At 68.2% G+C, this 18,846-nt stretch carries 16 protein-coding genes; 4 read left to right on the top strand and 12 right to left on the bottom strand.

Annotated elements, in window-relative coordinates; all coding sequences use genetic code 11:
- Positions 1–2: 2 nt before the first annotated feature.
- Positions 3–941, bottom strand: coding sequence for a DnaJ C-terminal domain-containing protein (locus ACNQFN_RS05540; RefSeq protein WP_068636937.1), 939 nt, complete (start codon positions 939–941; stop codon positions 3–5).
- A 155-nt stretch (positions 942–1,096) separates the two neighbouring features.
- On the opposite strand from ACNQFN_RS05540, the gene ACNQFN_RS05535 reads away from it, so the two are divergent.
- The 3 genes from ACNQFN_RS05535 to ACNQFN_RS05525 are packed head-to-tail and all read left to right on the top strand — an operon-like array spanning position 1,097 to position 2,490.
- Positions 1,097–1,528, top strand: a complete 432-nt coding sequence (locus tag ACNQFN_RS05535) for an Hsp20/alpha crystallin family protein (protein WP_068636938.1) — start codon at positions 1,097–1,099, stop codon at positions 1,526–1,528.
- Between the two features lie 16 nt (positions 1,529–1,544).
- Positions 1,545–1,928 (top strand): Hsp20/alpha crystallin family protein, encoded by a 384-nt coding sequence (locus ACNQFN_RS05530; RefSeq protein ID WP_068636939.1) that lies wholly within the window; start codon positions 1,545–1,547, stop codon positions 1,926–1,928.
- Positions 1,929–1,983: 55 nt separating this feature from the next.
- On the top strand, positions 1,984–2,490 hold the full coding sequence (locus ACNQFN_RS05525) for an Hsp20/alpha crystallin family protein (protein ID WP_068636940.1): 507 nt from the start codon (positions 1,984–1,986) through the stop codon (positions 2,488–2,490).
- A gap of 109 nt (positions 2,491–2,599) precedes the next feature.
- Here ACNQFN_RS05525 and ACNQFN_RS05520 read toward each other — a convergent pair whose 3' ends face one another.
- Both ACNQFN_RS05520 and ACNQFN_RS05515 read right to left on the bottom strand, forming a co-directional pair.
- Positions 2,600–3,649 carry a Glu/Leu/Phe/Val dehydrogenase dimerization domain-containing protein gene (locus ACNQFN_RS05520; RefSeq protein WP_068636941.1) on the bottom strand — a complete coding sequence of 350 codons (1,050 nt, stop codon included), beginning with the start codon at positions 3,647–3,649 and terminating at the stop codon, positions 2,600–2,602.
- 116 nt (positions 3,650–3,765) lie between these two features.
- Complete coding sequence (locus ACNQFN_RS05515; RefSeq protein WP_418648210.1) at positions 3,766–7,353, bottom strand: indolepyruvate ferredoxin oxidoreductase family protein; 3,588 nt, start codon at positions 7,351–7,353, stop codon at positions 3,766–3,768.
- 454 nt (positions 7,354–7,807) lie between these two features.
- Here ACNQFN_RS05515 and ACNQFN_RS05510 point away from each other — a divergent pair, with 454 nt between their 5' ends.
- Positions 7,808–9,154: a sodium-dependent transporter gene (locus ACNQFN_RS05510; protein ID WP_068636943.1), complete on the top strand. Its 1,347-nt coding sequence runs from the start codon at positions 7,808–7,810 to the stop codon at positions 9,152–9,154.
- 37 nt (positions 9,155–9,191) lie between these two features.
- On the opposite strand, the gene ACNQFN_RS05505 is transcribed toward ACNQFN_RS05510, so the two are convergent.
- The 9 genes from ACNQFN_RS05505 to ACNQFN_RS05465 form a co-directional block, all read right to left on the bottom strand.
- Complete coding sequence (locus ACNQFN_RS05505) at positions 9,192–9,650, bottom strand: Lrp/AsnC family transcriptional regulator (protein WP_068636944.1); 459 nt, start codon at positions 9,648–9,650, stop codon at positions 9,192–9,194.
- A gap of 79 nt (positions 9,651–9,729) precedes the next feature.
- Complete coding sequence (locus ACNQFN_RS05500) at positions 9,730–10,074, bottom strand: FKBP-type peptidyl-prolyl cis-trans isomerase (protein ID WP_068636945.1); 345 nt, start codon at positions 10,072–10,074, stop codon at positions 9,730–9,732.
- Positions 10,075–10,144: 70 nt separating this feature from the next.
- The gene (gene msrA, locus ACNQFN_RS05495; protein WP_169802971.1) at positions 10,145–10,714 is read right to left on the bottom strand and encodes a peptide-methionine (S)-S-oxide reductase MsrA; all 570 of its coding nucleotides are present in this window, start codon (positions 10,712–10,714) and stop codon (positions 10,145–10,147) included.
- A 31-nt stretch (positions 10,715–10,745) separates the two neighbouring features.
- Positions 10,746–14,906: a translocation/assembly module TamB domain-containing protein gene (locus ACNQFN_RS05490; protein ID WP_418648209.1), complete on the bottom strand. Its 4,161-nt coding sequence runs from the start codon at positions 14,904–14,906 to the stop codon at positions 10,746–10,748.
- Between the two features lie 124 nt (positions 14,907–15,030).
- Positions 15,031–15,828, bottom strand: coding sequence for an indole-3-glycerol phosphate synthase TrpC (gene trpC, locus ACNQFN_RS05485; RefSeq protein WP_418648208.1), 798 nt, complete (start codon positions 15,826–15,828; stop codon positions 15,031–15,033).
- The gene (gene trpD, locus ACNQFN_RS05480; protein ID WP_068636999.1) at positions 15,825–16,871 is read right to left on the bottom strand and encodes an anthranilate phosphoribosyltransferase; all 1,047 of its coding nucleotides are present in this window, start codon (positions 16,869–16,871) and stop codon (positions 15,825–15,827) included. Before trpD ends, trpC begins: the two co-directional genes overlap by 4 nt.
- Before the next feature lie 14 nt (positions 16,872–16,885).
- Positions 16,886–17,473 carry an aminodeoxychorismate/anthranilate synthase component II gene (locus tag ACNQFN_RS05475; RefSeq protein WP_068636948.1) on the bottom strand — a complete coding sequence of 196 codons (588 nt, stop codon included), beginning with the start codon at positions 17,471–17,473 and terminating at the stop codon, positions 16,886–16,888.
- A gap of 572 nt (positions 17,474–18,045) precedes the next feature.
- The gene (locus tag ACNQFN_RS05470) at positions 18,046–18,264 is read right to left on the bottom strand and encodes a hypothetical protein (protein ID WP_068636949.1); all 219 of its coding nucleotides are present in this window, start codon (positions 18,262–18,264) and stop codon (positions 18,046–18,048) included.
- A gap of 33 nt (positions 18,265–18,297) precedes the next feature.
- Positions 18,298–18,843 (bottom strand): CoA-transferase, encoded by a 546-nt coding sequence (locus ACNQFN_RS05465; RefSeq protein WP_068636950.1) that lies wholly within the window; start codon positions 18,841–18,843, stop codon positions 18,298–18,300.
- Between the last annotated feature and the right edge of the window lie 3 nt (positions 18,844–18,846).

Genomic DNA, 18,846 nt, shown 5'->3' with positions numbered 1-18,846 from the left:
GCCTAGGCCCTCCCAGCGTCGCGCGGGTCGAATGCGAGCTCCCGCGCCATCGTTTCGTATAGCTGGCGTGCCTTGGGCGTGTCGGCGCGCGGCAGCACCACCTGGATGTCGAGCAGCAGATCACCCGCCGGCGAACCCGGAATGCCCTTGCCGCGCACACGCAGCTGGCGGCCACTCTGCGAGCCTTCCGGGATGCGCACCTTGAGCGTACCGGCAGGCAACTGCACCGGCACAACCGCGCCCAGCGCCGCTTCCCACGGCGCCACCGGCAGCGCCATGTGCAGGTTGCGGCCCTCGGCCCGCAGCCGGGCGTGCGGGCGGAAACGCACTTCCAGCAGCAGATCGCCGGCCGGACCGCCGGTGCCCGGCTCGCCCTGCCCCGCCAAGCGGATGATCTGGCCCTCGCGCACGCCCGGCGGAATTTTCACGTTGAGCGTGCGCGTCGCCAGCGTGACGCGGCCCTGGGCATCGGCCTGCGGCTGCTGCAGGCTGAGCTGGCGGGTGGCGCCGGTGAAGGCATCCTCGATGTCGAGCAGCACCTGGGCACGATGGTCGGCGCCGCGGCTGCGGAAGCCGCGCGGCTGGCGGCCGAAGCCGCCCAGGCCGCCGAACAGCTGGCTGAAGAAATCGCTGAACTCGGTTGCTTCGTCGGGCGAAAAACCGTGGCTGCCGAAGTGAAACTCGCCGCCCCAGTCCGGCGGCGGGCGGAATTCCTCGCCGGCATGCCAGCCCTGGCCGAGGCGGTCGTAGGCTGCGCGCTTTTCCGGATCGGACAGCACGGTGTAGGCCTCGTTGACCTCTTGCATACGCGCCTCGGCGTCGGCTTCCTTCGAGACGTCCGGGTGGTACTTGCGCGCCAGCCGGCGGAAAGCCTTCTTGATTTCCTCCGGCCCGGCGTCCCGGCTCACTCCGAGGATCTGGTAGTAATCCTGGTATTTCATGACAAGAACCCCGCTTGCGTGAGTTTGCCCATCTCTTCTGAAGATGGCGAAAAACACGCTCCGAATCAAGACCTTGAAATTTCTCTCCGATGCCCTAAATAGCCAATCGGGGCGTCGGCGCAAGGCGCCCGTGGCTCTGACGAAAGGAGGCAAGCATGTACTACCGTTCCCTGTTTCCCCGCGACGTGTTCGCGGAACTGGACCGGCTGCAACGCGAAATGCAGCAGGCTTTCGATGTCGGCCCCAACATCCGCGGGCTGACGCGCGGCTTTCCGGCGCTGAACGTGGGCGGCACGCCGCTCACGGTGGATATCTACGCCTTTGCGCCGGGACTGGACCCGGCCACGCTGGATGTCCAGCTGGAGAAAGGCACGCTCGCCATCGCCGGCGAGCGCAAGGCGGCCGAGGTGCCGGAAAAGGCAGCGGTCCACATCGACGAGCGTTTCGCCGGGCGCTTCCGCCGTGTCGTGTCATTGCCCGACGACGTCGATCCCAATGCGATCGAGGCCAAGTACCGCGACGGCGTGCTGCACATCCGCATCCAGCGCAAGGAAGAAGCGCAGCCGCGGCGCATCGCCATCCAGTAAGCGAGGAGGACGAACCATGAACGACAACACCAAGCTCACCCGGACGACGGACGAAACCCCGCGCACCGAACCGGCCCTGCTGCCGGCGGTGGACGTCATCGAGGACGCGAGCGGCATCACGCTGCATGCCGACATGCCCGGCGTGCCGAAGGACAATCTCTCGCTGCAGGTCGAGGCCGACACGCTGACCATCGAGGGCACGCTGGCCCTGGATCTGCCCGAAGGCATGGAAGCGAGCCACGCGGAAGTCAAGCTGCCGCGCTACCGGCGGGTGTTCACCTTGTCGAAGGAACTCGACACCGGGAAGGTAAGCGCCGAATTCCGCCACGGCGTGCTGACGCTGCGCATCCCGAAGGCCGAGCATGCACAGCCGCGGCGCATCGAGGTGCAGGTCGCCTGAGGGGCAGGCAACACGACGGCGGGGCACCGGGTGCGTCCCGCCCAGGAGGCTGAACATGAAACTGGAATCCCTGAAGGAAAACGTCGGTTCGCTGCTGGACAATCTCGCCGAAGGCTGGCGCCACCTCACCCGCTTCGCCGCCAGCGCGCTGACCCGCTTCAAGGCCGGAGAGCAGACGAACCTGCCAGCGAAGGCCGAGGTGGACGATCTGTCCTACCTGCCCACCCGCGGCTGGGCGATCCTGGGCGGTGAACTGTTCGAGGACGGGCAGCGGCTGGTTGTGAAGCTCGAGGTGCCCGGGCTGGAGAAGGAAGACCTCGACATCCGGGTGCAGGGCGATTCACTGGTCGTGGAAGGCGAAAAGCGCTTCGAGCGCGAGAGCACCGAGGGCCGCTGGCGCGTGATGCAATGCGCCTACGGCAGCTTCCGGCGCGTGGTGGCACTGCCCGTGCCGGTACTGGCCGATGCCGCCCGCGCCAGCTACCGCAACGGCGTGCTGCGGGTGGAGATGCCCAAGAGCCGGCCCGGCACGCCACAGCCGGTCACGATCCGGGTGGAATAGATGCGGCGCCGGGCGCCGACGATGGCGTCCGTCGTGCCGGGCTGCAGGCCGTGCAGGCAAAGACGGGAGCCGGACCGGCCCCCGTCGATAGCATGCGCACCGCGGGCAATCAACGCTTGAAGCGTTCCTCCGCGATCGCATCGGCCACTTCGCCGGTGGGGCGTTCCTCCTTGCGGGCGCGCTCGAAGATTTCCATCAGGTTGTCGTGGATGCCTTCGATGTGGCTGAGCAGGGCCTTGCGGTCGAAGCCGATGCGCTCGTGGTAGACGTCGATGATGCCGCCGGCGTTGATGACGTAGTCGGGCGCGTAGAGGATGCCGCGCGTCATCAGTTCGACGCCGTGGCGGGCTTCGGCAAGCTGGTTGTTGGCGGCGCCGGCGACGATGCCGGCCTTCAGTTGCGGAATGGTCTGGTCGTTGAGGACGGCGCCCAGCGCGCAGGGGGCGAAGACGTCGACGTCGAGGCCGAAGATATCCTCCGGCGCGACCACGGTGGCGCCGAGTTCCTTCGCCGCGCGGGTCAGCGCGTCGCGGTGGATGTCGGTCACCCACAGGCTGGCGCCGGCTTCCTTCAGCTGGCGGGCGAGGTCGAAGCCGACGTTGCCCACGCCCTGCACGGCCACGCGCAGCCCTTCCAGCGAATCGCGGCCAAGCCGGTCCTTCACCGCGGCCCTGATGCCGATGAAAGTGCCGTAGGCGGTGGCCGGCGACGGGTCGCCGCTGCGGGTGCCTTCATCGGAAGGCTTGTCGACGATGCCGGCGACGTGCGGCGTGAATTGCGCCATGTACTTCATGTCGGCGACGCTGGTGCCGGAGTCTTCGGCGGCGATGTAGCGGCCGTTGAGCTGCTGCAGCGCGCGGGCGAAGGCGGCGAGCAGTTCGGGCGTCTTCTGCGTGCGCGGGTTGCCGATGATCACCGACTTGCCGCCGCCCAGCTTCAGGTTGGCCATCGCCGACTTGTAGGTCATGCCGCGCGACAGGCGCAGCACGTCGCGGATCGCTTCCTCCTCGGTGGCATAGGGCCACATGCGGCAGCCGCCCAGCGCGGGGCCGAGATTGGAATTGTGGACGGCGATGATCGCCTTCAGTCCGCTCCTGTCGTCGCTGACGAATACGACCTGCTCGTGGTCGGCGAAATCGCTCAGTGAAAAAACAGCCATGCTTGTCTCCTTCCTCATGGGAACGTCGAAATGTGCCGCCCGCGCCGGCACCGCTGATGGCGGCGCCGGCAACGGCCAGCGGTTTGAATCGGTGGATGGCGGCGCAGCGGGCCGGCTCAGCCGGCGAGCACCGGAATGACCTTGCGGCCGACGACCACTGCCGGCCCGGCGGCCGGCTGGCGGCGGCGGAAGGCGTCGAGCAACTCCGCCTGGCGCTTGCGCGCGCCGGCCAGGTAGCGTTCGCGGACGTGGCCGAAGCCACGGATCTCCTCGGGCAGGGAAGCCAGCGCCACCGCGGTTTCGTGGTTGGCCGGTTCCAGCCCGGCGAGGATCTCGTCGACCACGCGCTCGTAGTCGGCGATCAGCTCGCGGTCCAGCCTGCGGTCGTGGCTGCGGGCGAAGGGGTCGAGCACCGAGCCGCGCAGGTGGCGGAACTTCGCCAGCACGCGCATCGCCTTCAGCATCCACGGGCCGTAGGTCTTCTTCTGCAGCTCGCCGGTCTGCGGGTCCTTGTCGGCCAGCGTCGGCGGGGCGAGGTGGAAGACGAGCTTGTAGTCGCCTTCGAACTGCTCCTCGACGCGCTTGAGGAAGTCGCTGCCGGTGTAGAGCCGCGCCACTTCGTACTCGTCCTTGTAGGCGAGCAGCTTGTGGTAGCCGCGCGCCACCGCCTCGGTGAGCAGCGTGATGCCGGGGGCGACGCGCGCTTCGGCCGTCTGCACGCGCGCGACCAGCTTCGCATAGCGCCCGGCATAGGCGGCGTTCTGGTAGTCGGCGAGGTGGGTCTTGCGGCGGGCGATCACCTCGTCGACGCTGGTCGACAGCCGGTGGTGTTCCGGCGTGCCGTGCTGCGGCTTCGCGGCGTCGGCCACGGCCTTCGGGTCGACCGCGGCGCGGCGGCCCCACTGGAAGGCGGCCTTGTTGGCCTCGACCGCGGCGCCGTTGATTTCGATGGCGCGCAGGATGGCCTCGCCGGTCAGCGGCACCAGCCCCTTCTGCCAGGCGTAGCCCAGCATGAACAGGTTGGTGGCGATGGAATCGCCCAGCAGCGCGGTGGCGATGTTGGTGGCGTCGAGGAATTCGGCGCGGCCGGCACCGACGGCGTCGACGATCTGCGCCTCCATCGAATGCGCGGGGAACTGCGGGTCGGGGTTGGCACCGACGTCGCCGCTGCGCGACTGGGCGGCGAAGCCGCGCACGAATTCGCTGGTCATGGTCTGGTCGCGGTTGATGACGGCGCGGGTGAAGCCGTGCTGCATCTTCGCCAGCGACTCGTCGCTCGCCGCCACCACGAGGTCGCAGCCGATCACCGCATCGGCCTCGCCGGCGGCGACGCGGGCGGCGTAGAGCTGATCGGGACGATCGGCGATGCGCACGTGCGACCACACCGCGCCGCCCTTCTGCGCCAGCCCGGCCATGTCGAGCACCGACACGCCCTTGCCTTCCAGGTGCGCGGCCATGCCCAGCAGTGCGCCGATGGTGACCACGCCGGTGCCGCCGACGCCGGTGACGAGGATGCCCCACGGCGCCGCGGTATCCGGCAGCACGGGCTGCGGCAGGTCGGCGAACGCGGCCGCGGTGCCGCCGACGGCCTTGCCCTTCCTCAGCTTGCCGCCTTCGACGGTGACGAAGCTGGGGCAGAAGCCCTTCACGCAGGAATAGTCCTTGTTGCACGAGGACTGGTCGATCGTGCGCTTGCGCCCGAACTCGGTCTCGACCGAGGCCACCGACATGCAGTTGGACTTCTCGCTGCAGTCGCCGCAGCCTTCGCACACGAGGTCGTTGATGACCACGCGCCTGGCCGGATCGGGGAACTTGCCGCGCTTCCTGCGGCGGCGCTTCTCGGCGGCGCAGGTCTGATCGTAGATGATCGCGGTGGCGCCCGGCACGGTGCGCAGTTCGCGCTGCACCGCGTCCATCTCGTCGCGGTGGCGGATCGGCACGCCGTGCGGCAGGTCGGCCGGGCCGTAGGCGCGCGCCGTGCCGTCGTTGACCACGACGACGCTGCCCACGCCCTCTGCGAGCAGCTGGCGGGCGATGATCGGCACCGACAGCGTGCCGTCGTGCGGCTGGCCGCCGGTCATCGCCACGGCGTCGTTGTAGAGGATCTTGTAGGTGATGTTCACCCTCGCCGCCACCGCGGCGCGGATGGCGAGGATGCCCGAGTGCATGTAGGTGCCGTCGCCCAGGTTGGCGAACACGTGCGGCGTCTTCGTGAACGGCGCCTGGCCGACCCAGGGCACGCCCTCGCCGCCCATCTGGCAGAAGGTCTGCGTCGATTCGGGCGACAGCCAGGTCGCCATGTAGTGGCAGCCGATGCCGGCGATCGCGCGCGAGCCCTGCGGCACCTTGGTCGAGGTGTTGTGCGGGCAGCCGGAACAGTAGTGCGGCACGCGCTGGATCGACAGCCGCGGCCTCGCCAGCGCGGCTTCCTTGGCTTCCAGGAAGGTGAGCCGCGCCTTGATGCGGTCGGAGGTGTAGAAGCGGGCGATGCGCGCGGCGATCGCGCGCGCCACCATCGCCGGCGTCAGCTCGCCGGCCGCCGGCAGCAGCCAGTCGCCGTGCGGCAGCCCCCATTCGCCCTTCTCGTCGAACTTGCCGATCACGCGCGGGCGCACGCCCTCCTTCCAGTTGTACAGCTCTTCCTTCAGCTGGTATTCGAGGAACTGGCGCTTTTCCTCGATGACGAGGATCTCTTCCAGCCCGTCGGCGAAGCGGCGCACGCCTTCGGCCTCCAGCGGCCACACCATGCCGACCTTGTAGACCCGCAGGCCGATGTCGGCGGCGACCGCATCGTCGATGCCGAGGTCTTCGAGCGCCTGGCGCACGTCGAGGTAGCTCTTGCCGCTGGTGATGATGCCGAGCCGGGCGCTGGGGCTGTCGATCACGCTGCGGTTCAGGCCGTTGGCGCGGCAGTAGGCCAGCGCGGCGTACAGCTTGTGGTGCAGCAGGCGCTTTTCCTGCACCAGCGGCGGATCGGGCCAGCGCAGGTTGAGGCCGTCGGCCGGCAGCGGGAATTCGTCCGCGTTCGGGATCACGGTGTGCACGCGGAACGGATCGACATCCACCGAGGCGGAAGTCTCCACCGTGTCGGTCAGCGCCTTGAACGCCACCCAGCAGCCCGAATAGCGCGACAGCGCGAAGCCGTGCAGGCCGTATTCCAGGTATTCCTGGATGCCGGCCGGCGCCAGCACCGGCATCATCAGGGCCTTGAACACGTGCTCGGTCTGGTGCGGCAGCGTGGACGACTTGGCTGCGTGGTCGTCGCCGGCGATCACCAGCACGCCGCCGTGCTTCGAGGTGCCGGCGGCATTGGCGTGGCGGAACACGTCGCCGGTGCGGTCCACGCCCGGGCCCTTGCCGTACCAGATCGAGAACACGCCATCGTAGAGCGCATCGGGGTCGAGATCGACCTGCTGCGTGCCCCACACCGCGGTCGCCGCCAGGTCCTCGTTGAGGCCTGGCTGGAAGCGGATGTGCATCGGCTCGAGGAATTTCTTCGCCTTCCAGAATTCCTGGTCGACGTTGCCCAGCGGCGAACCGCGGTAGCCGGTGACGAAGCCGGCGGTGTTCAGCCCCGCGGCCTGGTCGCGCATGCGCTGCATCATCGGCAGGCGCACCAGGGCCTGGATGCCGGTCATGTAGGCGCGGCCGGTGCCGAGGGTGTACTTGTCGTCGAGGGTGACGGGGGGCAGTGTGTTCGACATGGTGGCGTGAACCGCCGCAGGCTTGTGCGCCACGCTGATGGCGTGCGCAAGCGGCCTGTCGGCGTTGTCTCCTTGATGAATGGTTGGTTTGGCACGTTCGCAGCACCGAACGCCAGCTCCGCATGCTACGGAGCAGCGAAGAAAAATTTTTCCTGAATCGACGCCAAAACCCGATCAATAAGAAAAATTTTTTCACTCATCACAAATACTATTCAGCACCGCCCCGGCCACGCCACCTGCGGCCGGGAAGGCCCCGGAACAGGGCGTGGGCACACATCGCCCGGCTCCCAGCGCCATACCGGCGCGGGAAATCATTCAGCCCTGACCACTTCGCGCCACGAGCGCCATCAATAAAACGAGGAGACCACCATGATTCCCATTGCCGCCCGTTCCTGCCGGCCGTCCGGAAGGCCCCGTCCATCCTGCTCCATCAGCCCGGCCGGGGGGCGATGACATGGCGACGACAGCACTTCCCCACGCCCAATGGTCTTCGCGGCTGGGCTTCATCCTCGCGGCCACCGGTTCCGCGGTCGGCCTGGGCAACATCTGGAAGTTTCCCTACATGGTCGGGCAGAGCGGCGGCGCAGCCTTCGTGCTCGTCTATCTCGCCTGCATCGCCTTCATCGGCGTGCCCATCCTGGTCTCGGAATGGCTGCTCGGCCGCCGCGGGCAGAAGAATCCGATCAACACCATGTCGGCCCTGGCCCGCGAGCACGGCCACCACCGCAACTGGGCGCTGGTGGGGGCGATCGGCATCCTCGGCGCCTTCCTGATCCTGTCCTTCTACAGCGTGATCGGCGGCTGGGCGCTGGCCTACATCCGCGATGCCGCCCTCGGCGGCTTCAGCGGGCTCGACAAGGCCGCGATCGGCGCCGCCTTCGACGCCTTCCTCGCCCGCCCGGGCGAACTGCTCGTCTGGCATTCGCTGTTCATGCTGCTGACCATCGGCGTGGTCGCACTGGGCGTCACCGGCGGCCTGGAGCGCGGCTCCAAGCTGATGATGCCGGCGCTGGGCCTGATCCTGATCGTGCTCGTGGGCTACGGCATCACCACCGGCAGCTTCGGCGAGGCCGTGGCCTATCTGTTCAATCCCGACTGGAGCAAGCTCGACGGCAAGGTGCTGCTGGCCGCGCTCGGCCACGCCTTCTTCACGCTGTCGCTGGGCATGGGCGTGATGATGGCCTACGGTTCGTATCTCGGCGAGGAGGTCAATCTGCTGCGCGCTGCCCGCACCGTGGTGATCCTCGACACCACCTTCGCCCTGTGCGCCGGCCTGGCGATCTTCCCGATCGTGTTCGCCAACGGCCTGGACCCGGCCGCCGGCCCCGGCTTGGTGTTCGTCACCCTGCCGCTGGCCTTCGGCAACATCTCCGGCGGTCTGGTACTGGGTACCCTGTTCTTCCTGCTGCTGACCTTCGCCGCGCTGACGTCTTCGATCTCGCTGCTGGAGCCGGTGGTGGAACTGCTGGAAGAGCGCACGCCGCTCAAGCGCATCGGCGCCACCGTCATCGCCGGACTGACGATCTGGGCCCTGGGCATCGCCGCGCTGCTGTCCTTCAATCTGTGGGGCGACGTCAAGTTCGCCGGCTTGAACATCTTCGACCTGCTCGACTACATCACCAGCAAGTTCATGCTGCCGCTCGCCGGCCTCGGCGCGATCGTTTTCGTTGCCTGGAAACTGGAGCAGGAAAGCGTGCGCCGGGAATTGCGCCTGGGCAATGGCGGCTTTGCGATATGGAAGCTGCTGACGCGTTACGTGGCGCCGATCGCCGTGCTGTTCGTGTTCTGGCACAACCTCTGACAGACCGCCGCGGGCCATCCCGGACGGCGCTGCCGCCTCACAGCGGCAGCGCCGTTTCGTTCTTGATCTCGCGCAGCGCCACGCTGGAATGGGTGACGTCGATCTCGGGGATCTTCAGCAGGAAGCTGTGCATGAACACCGACAAGGCTTCGAGATTGGGCAGGTAGAGCTTGAGCAGGCAATCCGTCTCGCCCAGCAGTTCGTAGCATTCGACGACTTCGTCGCAGGCCTTGACCACGCGCTCGAAGCGTTCGAGCACATCGGCGCCGTGCTGCTTGAGCTTGACCCTGACCCACACACAGGTGCCCAATCCCAGCTTCTGCCGGTCGACCAGCGCGACATACCCGCGGATCAGGCCGGCCTCTTCCATTTCCCTGACCCGCCGCCAGCATGGCGTGGGCGACATGCCGACCTTCTCTGCCAGCGACTGGGTGCTGAGGGTGGAGTCCTTCTGCAGCAGGGTGAGGATCTGGCGCTGCGCTTGGTCGAGTTTCATGTTCTCCCCCTTTCTTCTCCACATCGACCGGCCTGCGCCGGTCCCCGTCCGCGGCCGGCAAGGCCGGCCCGGCTGCAACTCACAGCACTTTCAGCAGTTCGACCTCGAACACCAGCGTGGCGTTGGGCGGGATCACGCCGCCGGCGCCGCGGGCACCATAGCCCAGCTCCGGCGGAATCGTCAGCTTGCGCTTGCCGCCTTCCTGCATGCCCTGCACGCCTTCGTCCCAGCCGCGGATGACGTGGCCGGCACCGAGCGGGAAGTTGAACGGGTCGTTGCGATCCTTCGACGAATCGAACTTGCGGCCATCGGTCAGCCAGCCGGTGTAATGCACCGACACCATCTTGCCCTTGACGGCGGTTTCGCCGCTGCCGGTTTCGAGGTCGTCGATGACGAGGCCGCTGGCGGTGGTGGTCTGGGTCATGCTCTTCTCCTGCTCCGGGGGATAAAGGCTGGGATTCTACCTGCCAGTGCGGCCTTCCAGCCGCCGCAGGCTATCTGTCGCGGCGGCGGCCGGCGAAGCGGGCGCGGAACTTGGCCAGCTTGGGCGCCACCACGTACTGGCAGTACGGCTGCTCGCCGTTGCGGGCGTAGTAGTCGTGATGCTCGGCTTCGGCCGGCCAGAACGCAGGCGCGGCTTCCACCGTGGTGACGATCGGATCGGCGAAGACGTGCTCCGCTTCCAGTTCGGTGATCATCGCCGATGCGGCCTGGCGCTGCGCCCCGCTGGTGGCGAAGATCGCCGAGCGGTACTGCGGGCCGCGGTCGTTGCCCTGGCGGTCCGGCGTGGTCGGGTCGTGGATGGCGAAGAAGATTTCGAGCAAATCGCGGTAGGTGATCACTGCGGGGTCGAAGTCGATTTTCACCACCTCGGCATGGCCAGTCGTGCCGGTACAGACCTGGCGGTAGCTCGGCGAGTCGACATGGCCGCCGCAGTAGCCGGACATCACGGCGTGGACGCCTTCGGTTTCGAGGAAGACCGCTTCCAGACACCAGAAGCAGCCGCCACCGAAAATGGCGGTTTCGAAGCCCGGATTCGCATTCGTTTCAGTCGTCATGATCATGCTCCCTTGCCTGGCAGACCCGCCGGCACGCTCAGCGGAAGGAAAAACCGTAGTGGAGGTCCAGCGAGGTATCGGTGCCGCCGCGCGCCACCACCGACAAGCGCCGCGACAACTGGTAGCTGAGCTTGACCAGGGTTTCGGCACCTCCCAGGCTCTGTTCGAAGGACAGGAACAGCTCGGGACTCAGGCGCTTGCCCACGCTCAGCACCTGGCCGGCCACCGACGGATCGCTGGCGACGGTCGAGCCGCTGCCGAGCACACGGCTGCTGGCTGCGCGCGAGGTGCTGTTGAGCTCGCCCTGCCCGATCGAGAAGCTGTCGAAGCCCAGGCTGCGCGACAACTCCTCCGTCATGCCGCCGCCCGGACCGCCAAGCAGGGCCTGCGCAGCCGGCAGCAGCAGGCCGAGGTCGGCGCCGGAGCCGGAATCGGGCGCGCGGCCGAGCACGATCCACGACAGCTTGTCGGGGTCGGGCACGTTCGGCTCGGACACCAGTCGTATCTGCGGCCGCTTGGCGCTGCCGGTGACGGCCACGCCCGCCTCGACCGCCAGCCCCTTGCGCAGCGCGACGATGTCCAGCCCCGGCGCATCCAGCGGCCCCTGGAAGTTGACCACGCCGCGGTCGATGACGAGGCTCTGGCCGTAGCCGCGGTAGGAGCCGCCGACGGTGGCGATGCTGCCGATCGCCGACATCGGCAGGCCGGGACGCAGGCGCAGCTTCAATTCGCCCGCCAGCCGGGTCTCCAGCCCCATCGCCGACAGGTAGAGCGCATTGCCCAGGCTGACGCCGACGTCGGCACTGAGCGCGAAGCCGCCCTCTTTCGGCTCCTCGTCGCGGCCGAGCACGACGACGTCGTCCGACAGGCTGGGCGGCGGCGTTTCGGCAAATTCGATGTAGCCGGCATCGGCGCGGAAATCCGCATTCAGCACCAGCGAGGTCCAGGTGCTGCGCGCCGTGCCTTCGCCCGACAGCAGCATCCAGCGGTCGTCGCGCTGCAGCAGCGGCAGGCGGTCGGCGCGGAAGCTGAAATCGCCGTCGCCGCTGTCGAGCCGTACTTCGCCACTGGCGTTGAAACTGCCCGGCGTCGCGGTCAGGCGATCGAAGGGAATGCGCTTCTCGCGCGGGCGCACGCGGTTCGGCGACACGAAGGCCAGCCGTTCGAGACGCACGCGATCGTTGTCGAAGCTGGCATCGAATTCGCCGCCGGACAGGTGCAGCCCCTGATCGATCAGCGCAATCTCCAGCGAGCGGCCGCTGACGCGGCCGGAAGCGCGCGGCGCGGCCAGCGTGCCGCCCAGTTCGACACGGCCCTTCAGGCTGCCGCCCGCCTCGACGCTCTCGGGCGTCAGGCGGCCCAGCCAGCTGATCGAGGGCATGTCGAGTTCGGCCGCGCCCGACAGCGCAGCGTCCGGCGGCAGCGACCACATGCCGTCCGCGCCGCGCTGCGCCTGCAGCCCGGCACTGGCCTGCACGCTGCCGATTTCGCTGCCGCGCGCCTGGGCCGTCAGGCTCAGGCGGTTGCCGCTGGCCTTCAGCACCGCCTCCAGCGTCTCCAGGCCGAGCCGGGTGCGGGTTTCGCCTTCGATGGTGATGTCGCCCGACTCGCGGAACACGCGCGCCTGGCCGTCCAGTGTCGTGCCGACGCTCAGGTTCCAGTCGGCACCGAGCACCAGCGGGCCGGGGCCCCGCCTCGGCTGGCCATCGGCGCGGGTCAACGGACCGAAGGCGAGGCCGGTCAGCGTACCGCGCGTCACACTCTGCTGCGGCGACCAGGCGGTTTCCTGCAGGTGCAGACGGCCCTTTTCGCCCAGATCGAGCCGTGCCTCGCCGATGCTGGCGGCCTCGGGCGACAGATCGAGCCGTGCCGGCGCCAGCAGCCGGGCGGCAAAGCGGCCGGCGCTCTCCAGTGCGCTCAGTTCGCCCAGCCAGCGCGGGCCGGGCCGCTGCGCGGTCGGCGTCTGCACGCCCCCCTTCAGGCTCAGCTTCAGCGTGTCGCCGGCACCGTCCAGCTCCGGCGTGGCGAGATCGAGCTCGATGTCGTGGCGCGCCCGGGTGCCCGAGGCGGACAGGCGGGCATTGGCCAGCCAGTCGGGCTGCACCCTGCCATCGGCGTCCCTTGCGGTCGGCCCCAGCCCGGACAGCCCCATCGACAGCTGGAACGGGCCATCGGCGCCGGCATCGAGCCGGCCGACACCATTGACGCCGAGCAGGCGCACGCCGCCCGGCAGCCGCAGCGCCTCGCCGAAGAACTGCAGTTCGCCCGACGGCAGCTCCAGCGTGCCGCCCAGTTGTCCGCTGGCACTGGCCTTGCCGGCCAGGCCATGGCCGAGCGCGTCGAGTTTCAAGGCGTCGAGAGCGAACTTGAGCACATCGCCGGGGGCGCCCCAGGCGCCTTCGGCCACCAGAGAATTGCCGGCGATGTTCAGATCGAGCGCCACTTCGGGCAGACGCTCGCCCTCCAGCCTCAAGCGGCCCTTGCCGCCGAGCGCGAGATCTTCGAGGCGGCTGTCGGGAATCTGGAAGACGAGTCGTACCGCCTGCGGCAGGCCGGCTTCCGGCAGTTCGCCGGAGGCATCGAGATCGAGATTGAGGCGTGCTTTCGGCGCTTCAGGGAGCAGCGCGCGCGGGTCGACTTCGCGCAGGCGGGCGTTGACCGAAAAACGCCGTGGGGGCGCAGCGGCAACGGTTTCGCCTGCGGCCGGAGCGCCGCCGGCGGTCGCCGGTTTGCCGGCCGCCGAAGCGTCGGCCACGGCTCCTCCTGCCGCCTGCGCAAGCAGTTCGGCTCGCGCATCGATCCTGGCTGTACCGAGCGTCAGCGCCAGCTCTGCCTGTTGGCGCTGCGCATCCGCCTCGGCGTCGATGCGGCCCGCCAGGCGCTGCCTGGGCAGGCGGGTATCGAGGGCGCGGGTATCGATGCCGGCAAGCTCGAGCACGGCAACGAGCTGCCCGATGTCCGCCATCCTGGACTGCCCTGCTCGATCCGTCTCCGCGCCCGCATCGCTGGCAGCCGGCGGCTGCCAGGCAAGCCGGCCACCGATGCGGCCATCGCCCGGCAGGCGGATGTCGAGCGCGTCGACGCTGATCGCGGCGGGTTTCAGGTCCAGCCGGCCGGACACTGAAGCGACCGGAATGCCGCCCGCATCCACGGCTGCCGGCTTGCGATTCAGCAGGCGGAACGGCCCGGCCAGGTTAGGCCCGGCCGATTGCGGCTCGGCCGGCAGACTGCCGTCCTCGGCGACAGCCACGAGTTCGGCTTCGAGCCGCAGCACGGCGTGCGGCAAGCCTTCGGCAAAAGCCGAAGGATCGATTTCGCCCGCTTCCAGCTTCAGTGCACGCAGCGGCATCGGCTCGAAGGGCGCGGCTTCGGCCACCGCATGGGCGTTCAGGCCTTCGGCTGCGGCCGTGAGCTCGACGTGCGGTGCGAGCAGTGTGCCGGAAGCGGCAAGCCTGGCCTCGAGCGGGCGCTCTTCGATGACGCCATCGAAACGGATGCCACCCGTCAGCGCGAAAGGCTTGAGGCCGTCGAGCGCGGCTTCGAGCATGACCTGGCCTTGCGGCAGTTTCAGCGCCAGTTCGCGTACCTGGTGGTGCCTGCCGTCGCTGCCGAGCACAGCGCTCAGTTCGGCGATCCAGAAACCTTCCGCGGGCGGCGCATCGCCCTCCTGCGGCTCCGGCGCCCATTCGTGCAGCTCGAAACGCCCCAGCTCCAGCCGGCCCAGCTCGATCGCGAGCGGAATCTGCAAATCCTCGGGCGACACCAGCGGTGCGCGCTCGGCATCGTCCTTTTCCTCGTTGCGCTGGGCGAAATCGATGCGTTCGACCGCAAGGCGATCGACGACCAGCTTGCGCCCGAGCAGGGCTGCGGGCTGCCAGGCCAGCTCCAGCGCCTGCAGGTCCAGGCGCAGATCCTCCGTGTGGTAATGCAGCGCATCGATCTTCAGGGGCCCGAGCAGACGCCCTCGCGCGCCTTCGATCCGCAGCGCGCCATCCGTCGCGCGCTGGCCGAGGGAGATCGCGGCATCCAGCCCCGAGCGCGTGCCGAGCAGCCAGGCGGACGCGGCCAGCACCAGCGCCACCACGGCGAGCACGGTGATCAGCCCGCCGACCAGCCAGGCGCGCAGGCCGCGCCGGCGGCCGGCCGCCGGCGACGGCCCCGCTTGCACCTTGGTCGAAGACTGTTCCGGTTTGTCCATGAACTTTCAGACTGACGGTTTGGTGGGACACATGCTGCCGCCGCTGCGGCCCAGGACCAGCCGGGCCGGCACCGATGCACCACCGGAGGCGGCGACCAGCGCCCCCTCGGCGACCGGGCGCGGTTCAGCCGAACAGGGCGCGCAGGCCCTCGCCGGGCTCGTCGACACGCATGAAGGCCTCGCCGACGAGGAAGGTCTGCACCGCGTTGCCGCGCATCAGCGCAACGTCCTCGGGTTTCAGGATGCCCGATTCGGTGACGACGATACGGCCGGCGCCTGCTCTGGCGATGCGCGGCAGCAGGTCCAGCGTGGTCTGCAGCGAGACTTCGAAAGTACGCAGGTTACGGTTGTTGATGCCGATCAGCGGCGTCTGCAGCCGCAAGGCGTTTTCCAGTTCGTCCGCATCGTGTACCTCGACCAGCACCGCCATGCCGAGTTCACCGGCGATCGCTTCCATGTCGCGCATCTGCGCCAGATCCAGGCAGGCGGCGATCAGCAGGATGGCGTCGGCCCCCATCGCGCGGGCTTCGAACACCTGGTAGGGATCGACGAGAAAGTCCTTGCGCAGCACCGGCAAGGCGCAGGCGGCGCGCGCGGCCTGCAGGTATTCGGGCGCGCCCTGGAAGAATTCGCGGTCGGTCAGCACCGACAGGCAGGCCGCGCCGGCCTGCTCGTAGGAGCGGGCGATGTCGGCGGGACGGAAATCGGCGCGGATCACGCCCTTGGATGGACTGGCCTTCTTGATCTCGGCGATCACCGCCGGCCGCCCGGCGGCATGGCGGGCGCGGATGGCGCCGACGAAATCGCGCGCGGCCGGCCCGGCCTCGGCCGCAGCCCGGACGACGGACGGCGGCCTGTCGGCAGCGGCGGCAGCGACCTCCTCGACCTTGACCGCGCAGATTTTCTTCAGGATGTCACTCATTGCACGTTCCGGAACTGTTGGGTGAAGCGCACGAACTCATCCAGCCGCGCGCGTGCCGCGCCGCTGGCGATGATTTCGCGCGCACGCTGGACGCCGGCGCCGATCGAATCCACCAGATTGGCGGCGTACAAGGCCACGCCGGCATTGAACACGACGATGTCGCGTGCCGGGCCGGGGCGGTTGTCGAGCACGCCGAGCAGCATCTCGCGCGATTCGACGGCATTCCCGACACGCAGGTTGCGGCTGCTGGCCATCGGGATGTCGAAGTCTTCCGGGTGGATTTCGTATTCGCTGACCTTGCCGTCCTTGAGTTCGCCCACCAGCGTGGCGCCGCCGAGGCTGGCCTCGTCCATGCCGTCCAGGCCATGCACGACCAGCACGTGGTTGGCGCCGAGGCGCTCCATGACGCGGGCCTGGATGCCGACGAGATCCGGATGGAACACGCCCATCAGCGTATTGGGCGCGCCAGCCGGATTGGTCAGCGGGCCGAGAATGTTGAACAGCGTGCGCACGCCCATCTCGCGCCGCACCGGGGCGACGTTCTTCATCGCGCTGTGGTGGGCCGGCGCATACATGAAGCCGATGCCGGTGGCTTCGATGCACGCGGCGACCTGGGCCGGCGTGAGGTCGAGATTGACCCCGAGCGCCTCGATGACGTCGGCCGCGCCGGATTTCGACGACACGCCGCGCCCGCCATGCTTGGCGACGCGCGCGCCTGCCGCCGCGGCGACGAAGATCGTGGTGGTGGAAATGTTGAAGGTGTTGGCGCCATCGCCGCCGGTGCCGACGACGTCGAGGAAATGCTCGTGCGGCGGCGCGACCTCGACCTTGGTCGACATTTCGCGCATGACGATGGCGGCGGCGGCGATCTCGCCGATGGTTTCCTTCTTGACCCGCAGACCGGTCAGGATCGCGGCGGTCATCACCGGCGACACCTCGCCGGCCATGATCTGGCGCATCAGCGACAGCATCTCGTCGAAGAAGATTTCGCGGTGTTCGATCGTGCGTTGCAGGGCTTGCTGGGGCGTGATCATGTCGGGCATCGTTTCGTTCGGCATCAGGCGGCAGCGGGCACGGGCGCACTGCGGTCGAGGAAGTTGCGCAGCAGCTCGTGGCCGTGCTCGGTCAGGATCGATTCGGGGTGGAACTGCACGCCCTCGACGTCGAGCGTCCTGTGGCGCACCCCCATGATTTCACCGTCTTCGGTCCAGGCCGTCACTTCCAGACAATCGGGCAGGCTGTCGCGTTCAATCGCGAGCGAGTGATAGCGCGTGCACACCAGCGGATCGGGCAGGCCGCGGAACACGCCGGCACCATGGTGGCGCACCGGCGAAGTCTTGCCGTGCATGAGCTTTTGCGCATGCACCACCCGGCCGCCGAAAGCCGCGCCGATGCTCTGGTGGCCGAGGCAGACGCCGAGAATGGGCAGTTTGCCGGCAAAAGCCTTGATCGCCGACACCGAGATGCCGGCTTCGGCCGGCGAGCATGGCCCGGGCGAGATCACGAGCCGGTCGGGCTTCATTGCCGCGATCTGCTCGAGCGTGATCTCGTCGTTGCGGAACACCTTGACCTCGGCGCCAAGCTCGCCGAAATACTGCACCAGGTTGTAGGTGAAGCTGTCATAGTTGTCGATCATCAGCAGCATAAGCGGTCTATCCTCTTGATTTCATTAGGGCTTGTGCCGCTCATTCGCGGTTGATACCCACGTGGATACCCGCTTTTTCGTTCGATACCCCGCGCCGATGATCCAGCTGCCCGCAGCAAGCGCCGCATTTTCGCACGTATCGTCCATCGCACAAACCGTCAGTCAATCAGCCCTACAAATGAGCCAGATATGAGTTGATCCGAGCTGATCGGAGAATTACGCACGCTATCGCCTGACGATGGGGCAAGTCCGTCGGTGGCTTACGGCGAGTCGGCTGCAGTAGCCGCCCCGATCCAACTATGTACGCGCACTGCACAGGCGGCAGGGAGCCAGAATCATCATCTGTTCGAACTGCCCGGCGCGAGGCGCTGGCACCAAGGCCGCACCTTGGCCGGCATGGTGGTCGCTACGGATTTGCCTTCAACCGCCCAGGGGCACTTGGGTCGCCTTGCCATGCGACAGCACGGTGTCCGGTTTCCCGCCCCCTTGTCCGACCGAATGCAGATCCGTATTTACTGGATGATTTGCTGCCTCCCGGGCCAAAACGGACTGGCACCGCGTGGGCATGGAAATCATCCGCCATGGGCAGCCGTCTGCATGGCCGCCAGGCTCTCCACCGCCTCCGCTTCACTCTCGAAGATATACGGCGCCAGCTTGCGCCGCGACAGCGTTTCGCCCAGCTTGGCGCGCATGAAGGCGCTGGTGGTGAAGCGCGTGACGCTGGAGTAATAGCGCTGCACGCAGCCGCGCACCATCTCCGCATAGCGGTCCTCGAGGTCGCGGTCGAGCACGAAGCCTTCGTAATTGACGACGGCCCTGCCGGATCAAGGGCTCGCAGACCTGTGCGACCCGGGCGCCAATCGCATCCACGTCTTGCGGCGTCTTGATCTCCAGGTGCTCCACCTGCACGATGACCAGGCCGCCGCTGTGCGCGCGGCCATGGCGATGGACAGCGTCTCCAGCGTCAGCGCCTCGCGTTCCATGGTGATGTTGCCGTCGGGGTCGGCCGTGGAGCCGCGCACGATGGCCACGTCGATCGGCATGGCCGGATAGAACAGGTATTCCTCGCCGCGCACCTGCATCAGGCTCACCAGGTCTTCGGTGGTGCGCGCATTGAGCTTGCCGCCGCCCTGGCCGGCGGCATACAGCAGGGTAAGGCCGCCGGGCTTCTCGTCGGCGGGCACTGCGGGATCGAGGTACAGTTCTTCGAGCGCGGCGGCGACGGCCTCGGGAAAGCCGATGCCGACGAAGCCGCCGGTGGCCACCGTATTGCCGGGTCGGATCAGGCGCACGGCATCTGCGGCAGAAACGACCTTGCTGGAGTCGCCCTTGGAGAGCCCGGCGACCGTTTCTCTTTGCAAACCAGCCATGGC

Origin of the sequence: Thauera butanivorans (genome assembly GCF_048398245.1) — a bacterium.
Lineage (GTDB): Bacteria > Pseudomonadota > Gammaproteobacteria > Burkholderiales > Rhodocyclaceae > Thauera > Thauera butanivorans.
Note: the sequence above shows the minus strand (reverse complement) of the source record. Positions and strands in the feature narration are given on the sequence as shown.

What these genes read in the sequence shown, in the direction of transcription:
- ACNQFN_RS05540 (WP_068636937.1), bottom strand. Translation starts at nt 941, where the DNA reads ATGAAATACCAGGATTACTACCAGATCCTCGGAGTGAGCCGGGACGCC.
- ACNQFN_RS05535 (WP_068636938.1), top strand. Translation starts at nt 1,097, where the DNA reads ATGTACTACCGTTCCCTGTTTCCCCGCGACGTGTTCGCGGAACTGGAC.
- ACNQFN_RS05530 (WP_068636939.1), top strand. Translation starts at nt 1,545, where the DNA reads ATGAACGACAACACCAAGCTCACCCGGACGACGGACGAAACCCCGCGC.
- ACNQFN_RS05525 (WP_068636940.1), top strand. Translation starts at nt 1,984, where the DNA reads ATGAAACTGGAATCCCTGAAGGAAAACGTCGGTTCGCTGCTGGACAAT.
- ACNQFN_RS05520 (WP_068636941.1), bottom strand. Translation starts at nt 3,649, where the DNA reads ATGGCTGTTTTTTCACTGAGCGATTTCGCCGACCACGAGCAGGTCGTA.
- ACNQFN_RS05515 (WP_418648210.1), bottom strand. Translation starts at nt 7,353, where the DNA reads ATGTCGAACACACTGCCCCCCGTCACCCTCGACGACAAGTACACCCTC.
- ACNQFN_RS05510 (WP_068636943.1), top strand. Translation starts at nt 7,808, where the DNA reads ATGGCGACGACAGCACTTCCCCACGCCCAATGGTCTTCGCGGCTGGGC.
- ACNQFN_RS05505 (WP_068636944.1), bottom strand. Translation starts at nt 9,650, where the DNA reads ATGAAACTCGACCAAGCGCAGCGCCAGATCCTCACCCTGCTGCAGAAG.
- ACNQFN_RS05500 (WP_068636945.1), bottom strand. Translation starts at nt 10,074, where the DNA reads ATGACCCAGACCACCACCGCCAGCGGCCTCGTCATCGACGACCTCGAA.
- msrA (WP_169802971.1), bottom strand. Translation starts at nt 10,714, where the DNA reads ATGATCATGACGACTGAAACGAATGCGAATCCGGGCTTCGAAACCGCC.
- ACNQFN_RS05490 (WP_418648209.1), bottom strand. Translation starts at nt 14,906, where the DNA reads ATGGACAAACCGGAACAGTCTTCGACCAAGGTGCAAGCGGGGCCGTCG.
- trpC (WP_418648208.1), bottom strand. Translation starts at nt 15,828, where the DNA reads ATGAGTGACATCCTGAAGAAAATCTGCGCGGTCAAGGTCGAGGAGGTC.
- trpD (WP_068636999.1), bottom strand. Translation starts at nt 16,871, where the DNA reads ATGCCCGACATGATCACGCCCCAGCAAGCCCTGCAACGCACGATCGAA.
- ACNQFN_RS05475 (WP_068636948.1), bottom strand. Translation starts at nt 17,473, where the DNA reads ATGCTGCTGATGATCGACAACTATGACAGCTTCACCTACAACCTGGTG.
- ACNQFN_RS05465 (WP_068636950.1), bottom strand. Translation starts at nt 18,843, where the DNA reads ATGGCTGGTTTGCAAAGAGAAACGGTCGCCGGGCTCTCCAAGGGCGAC.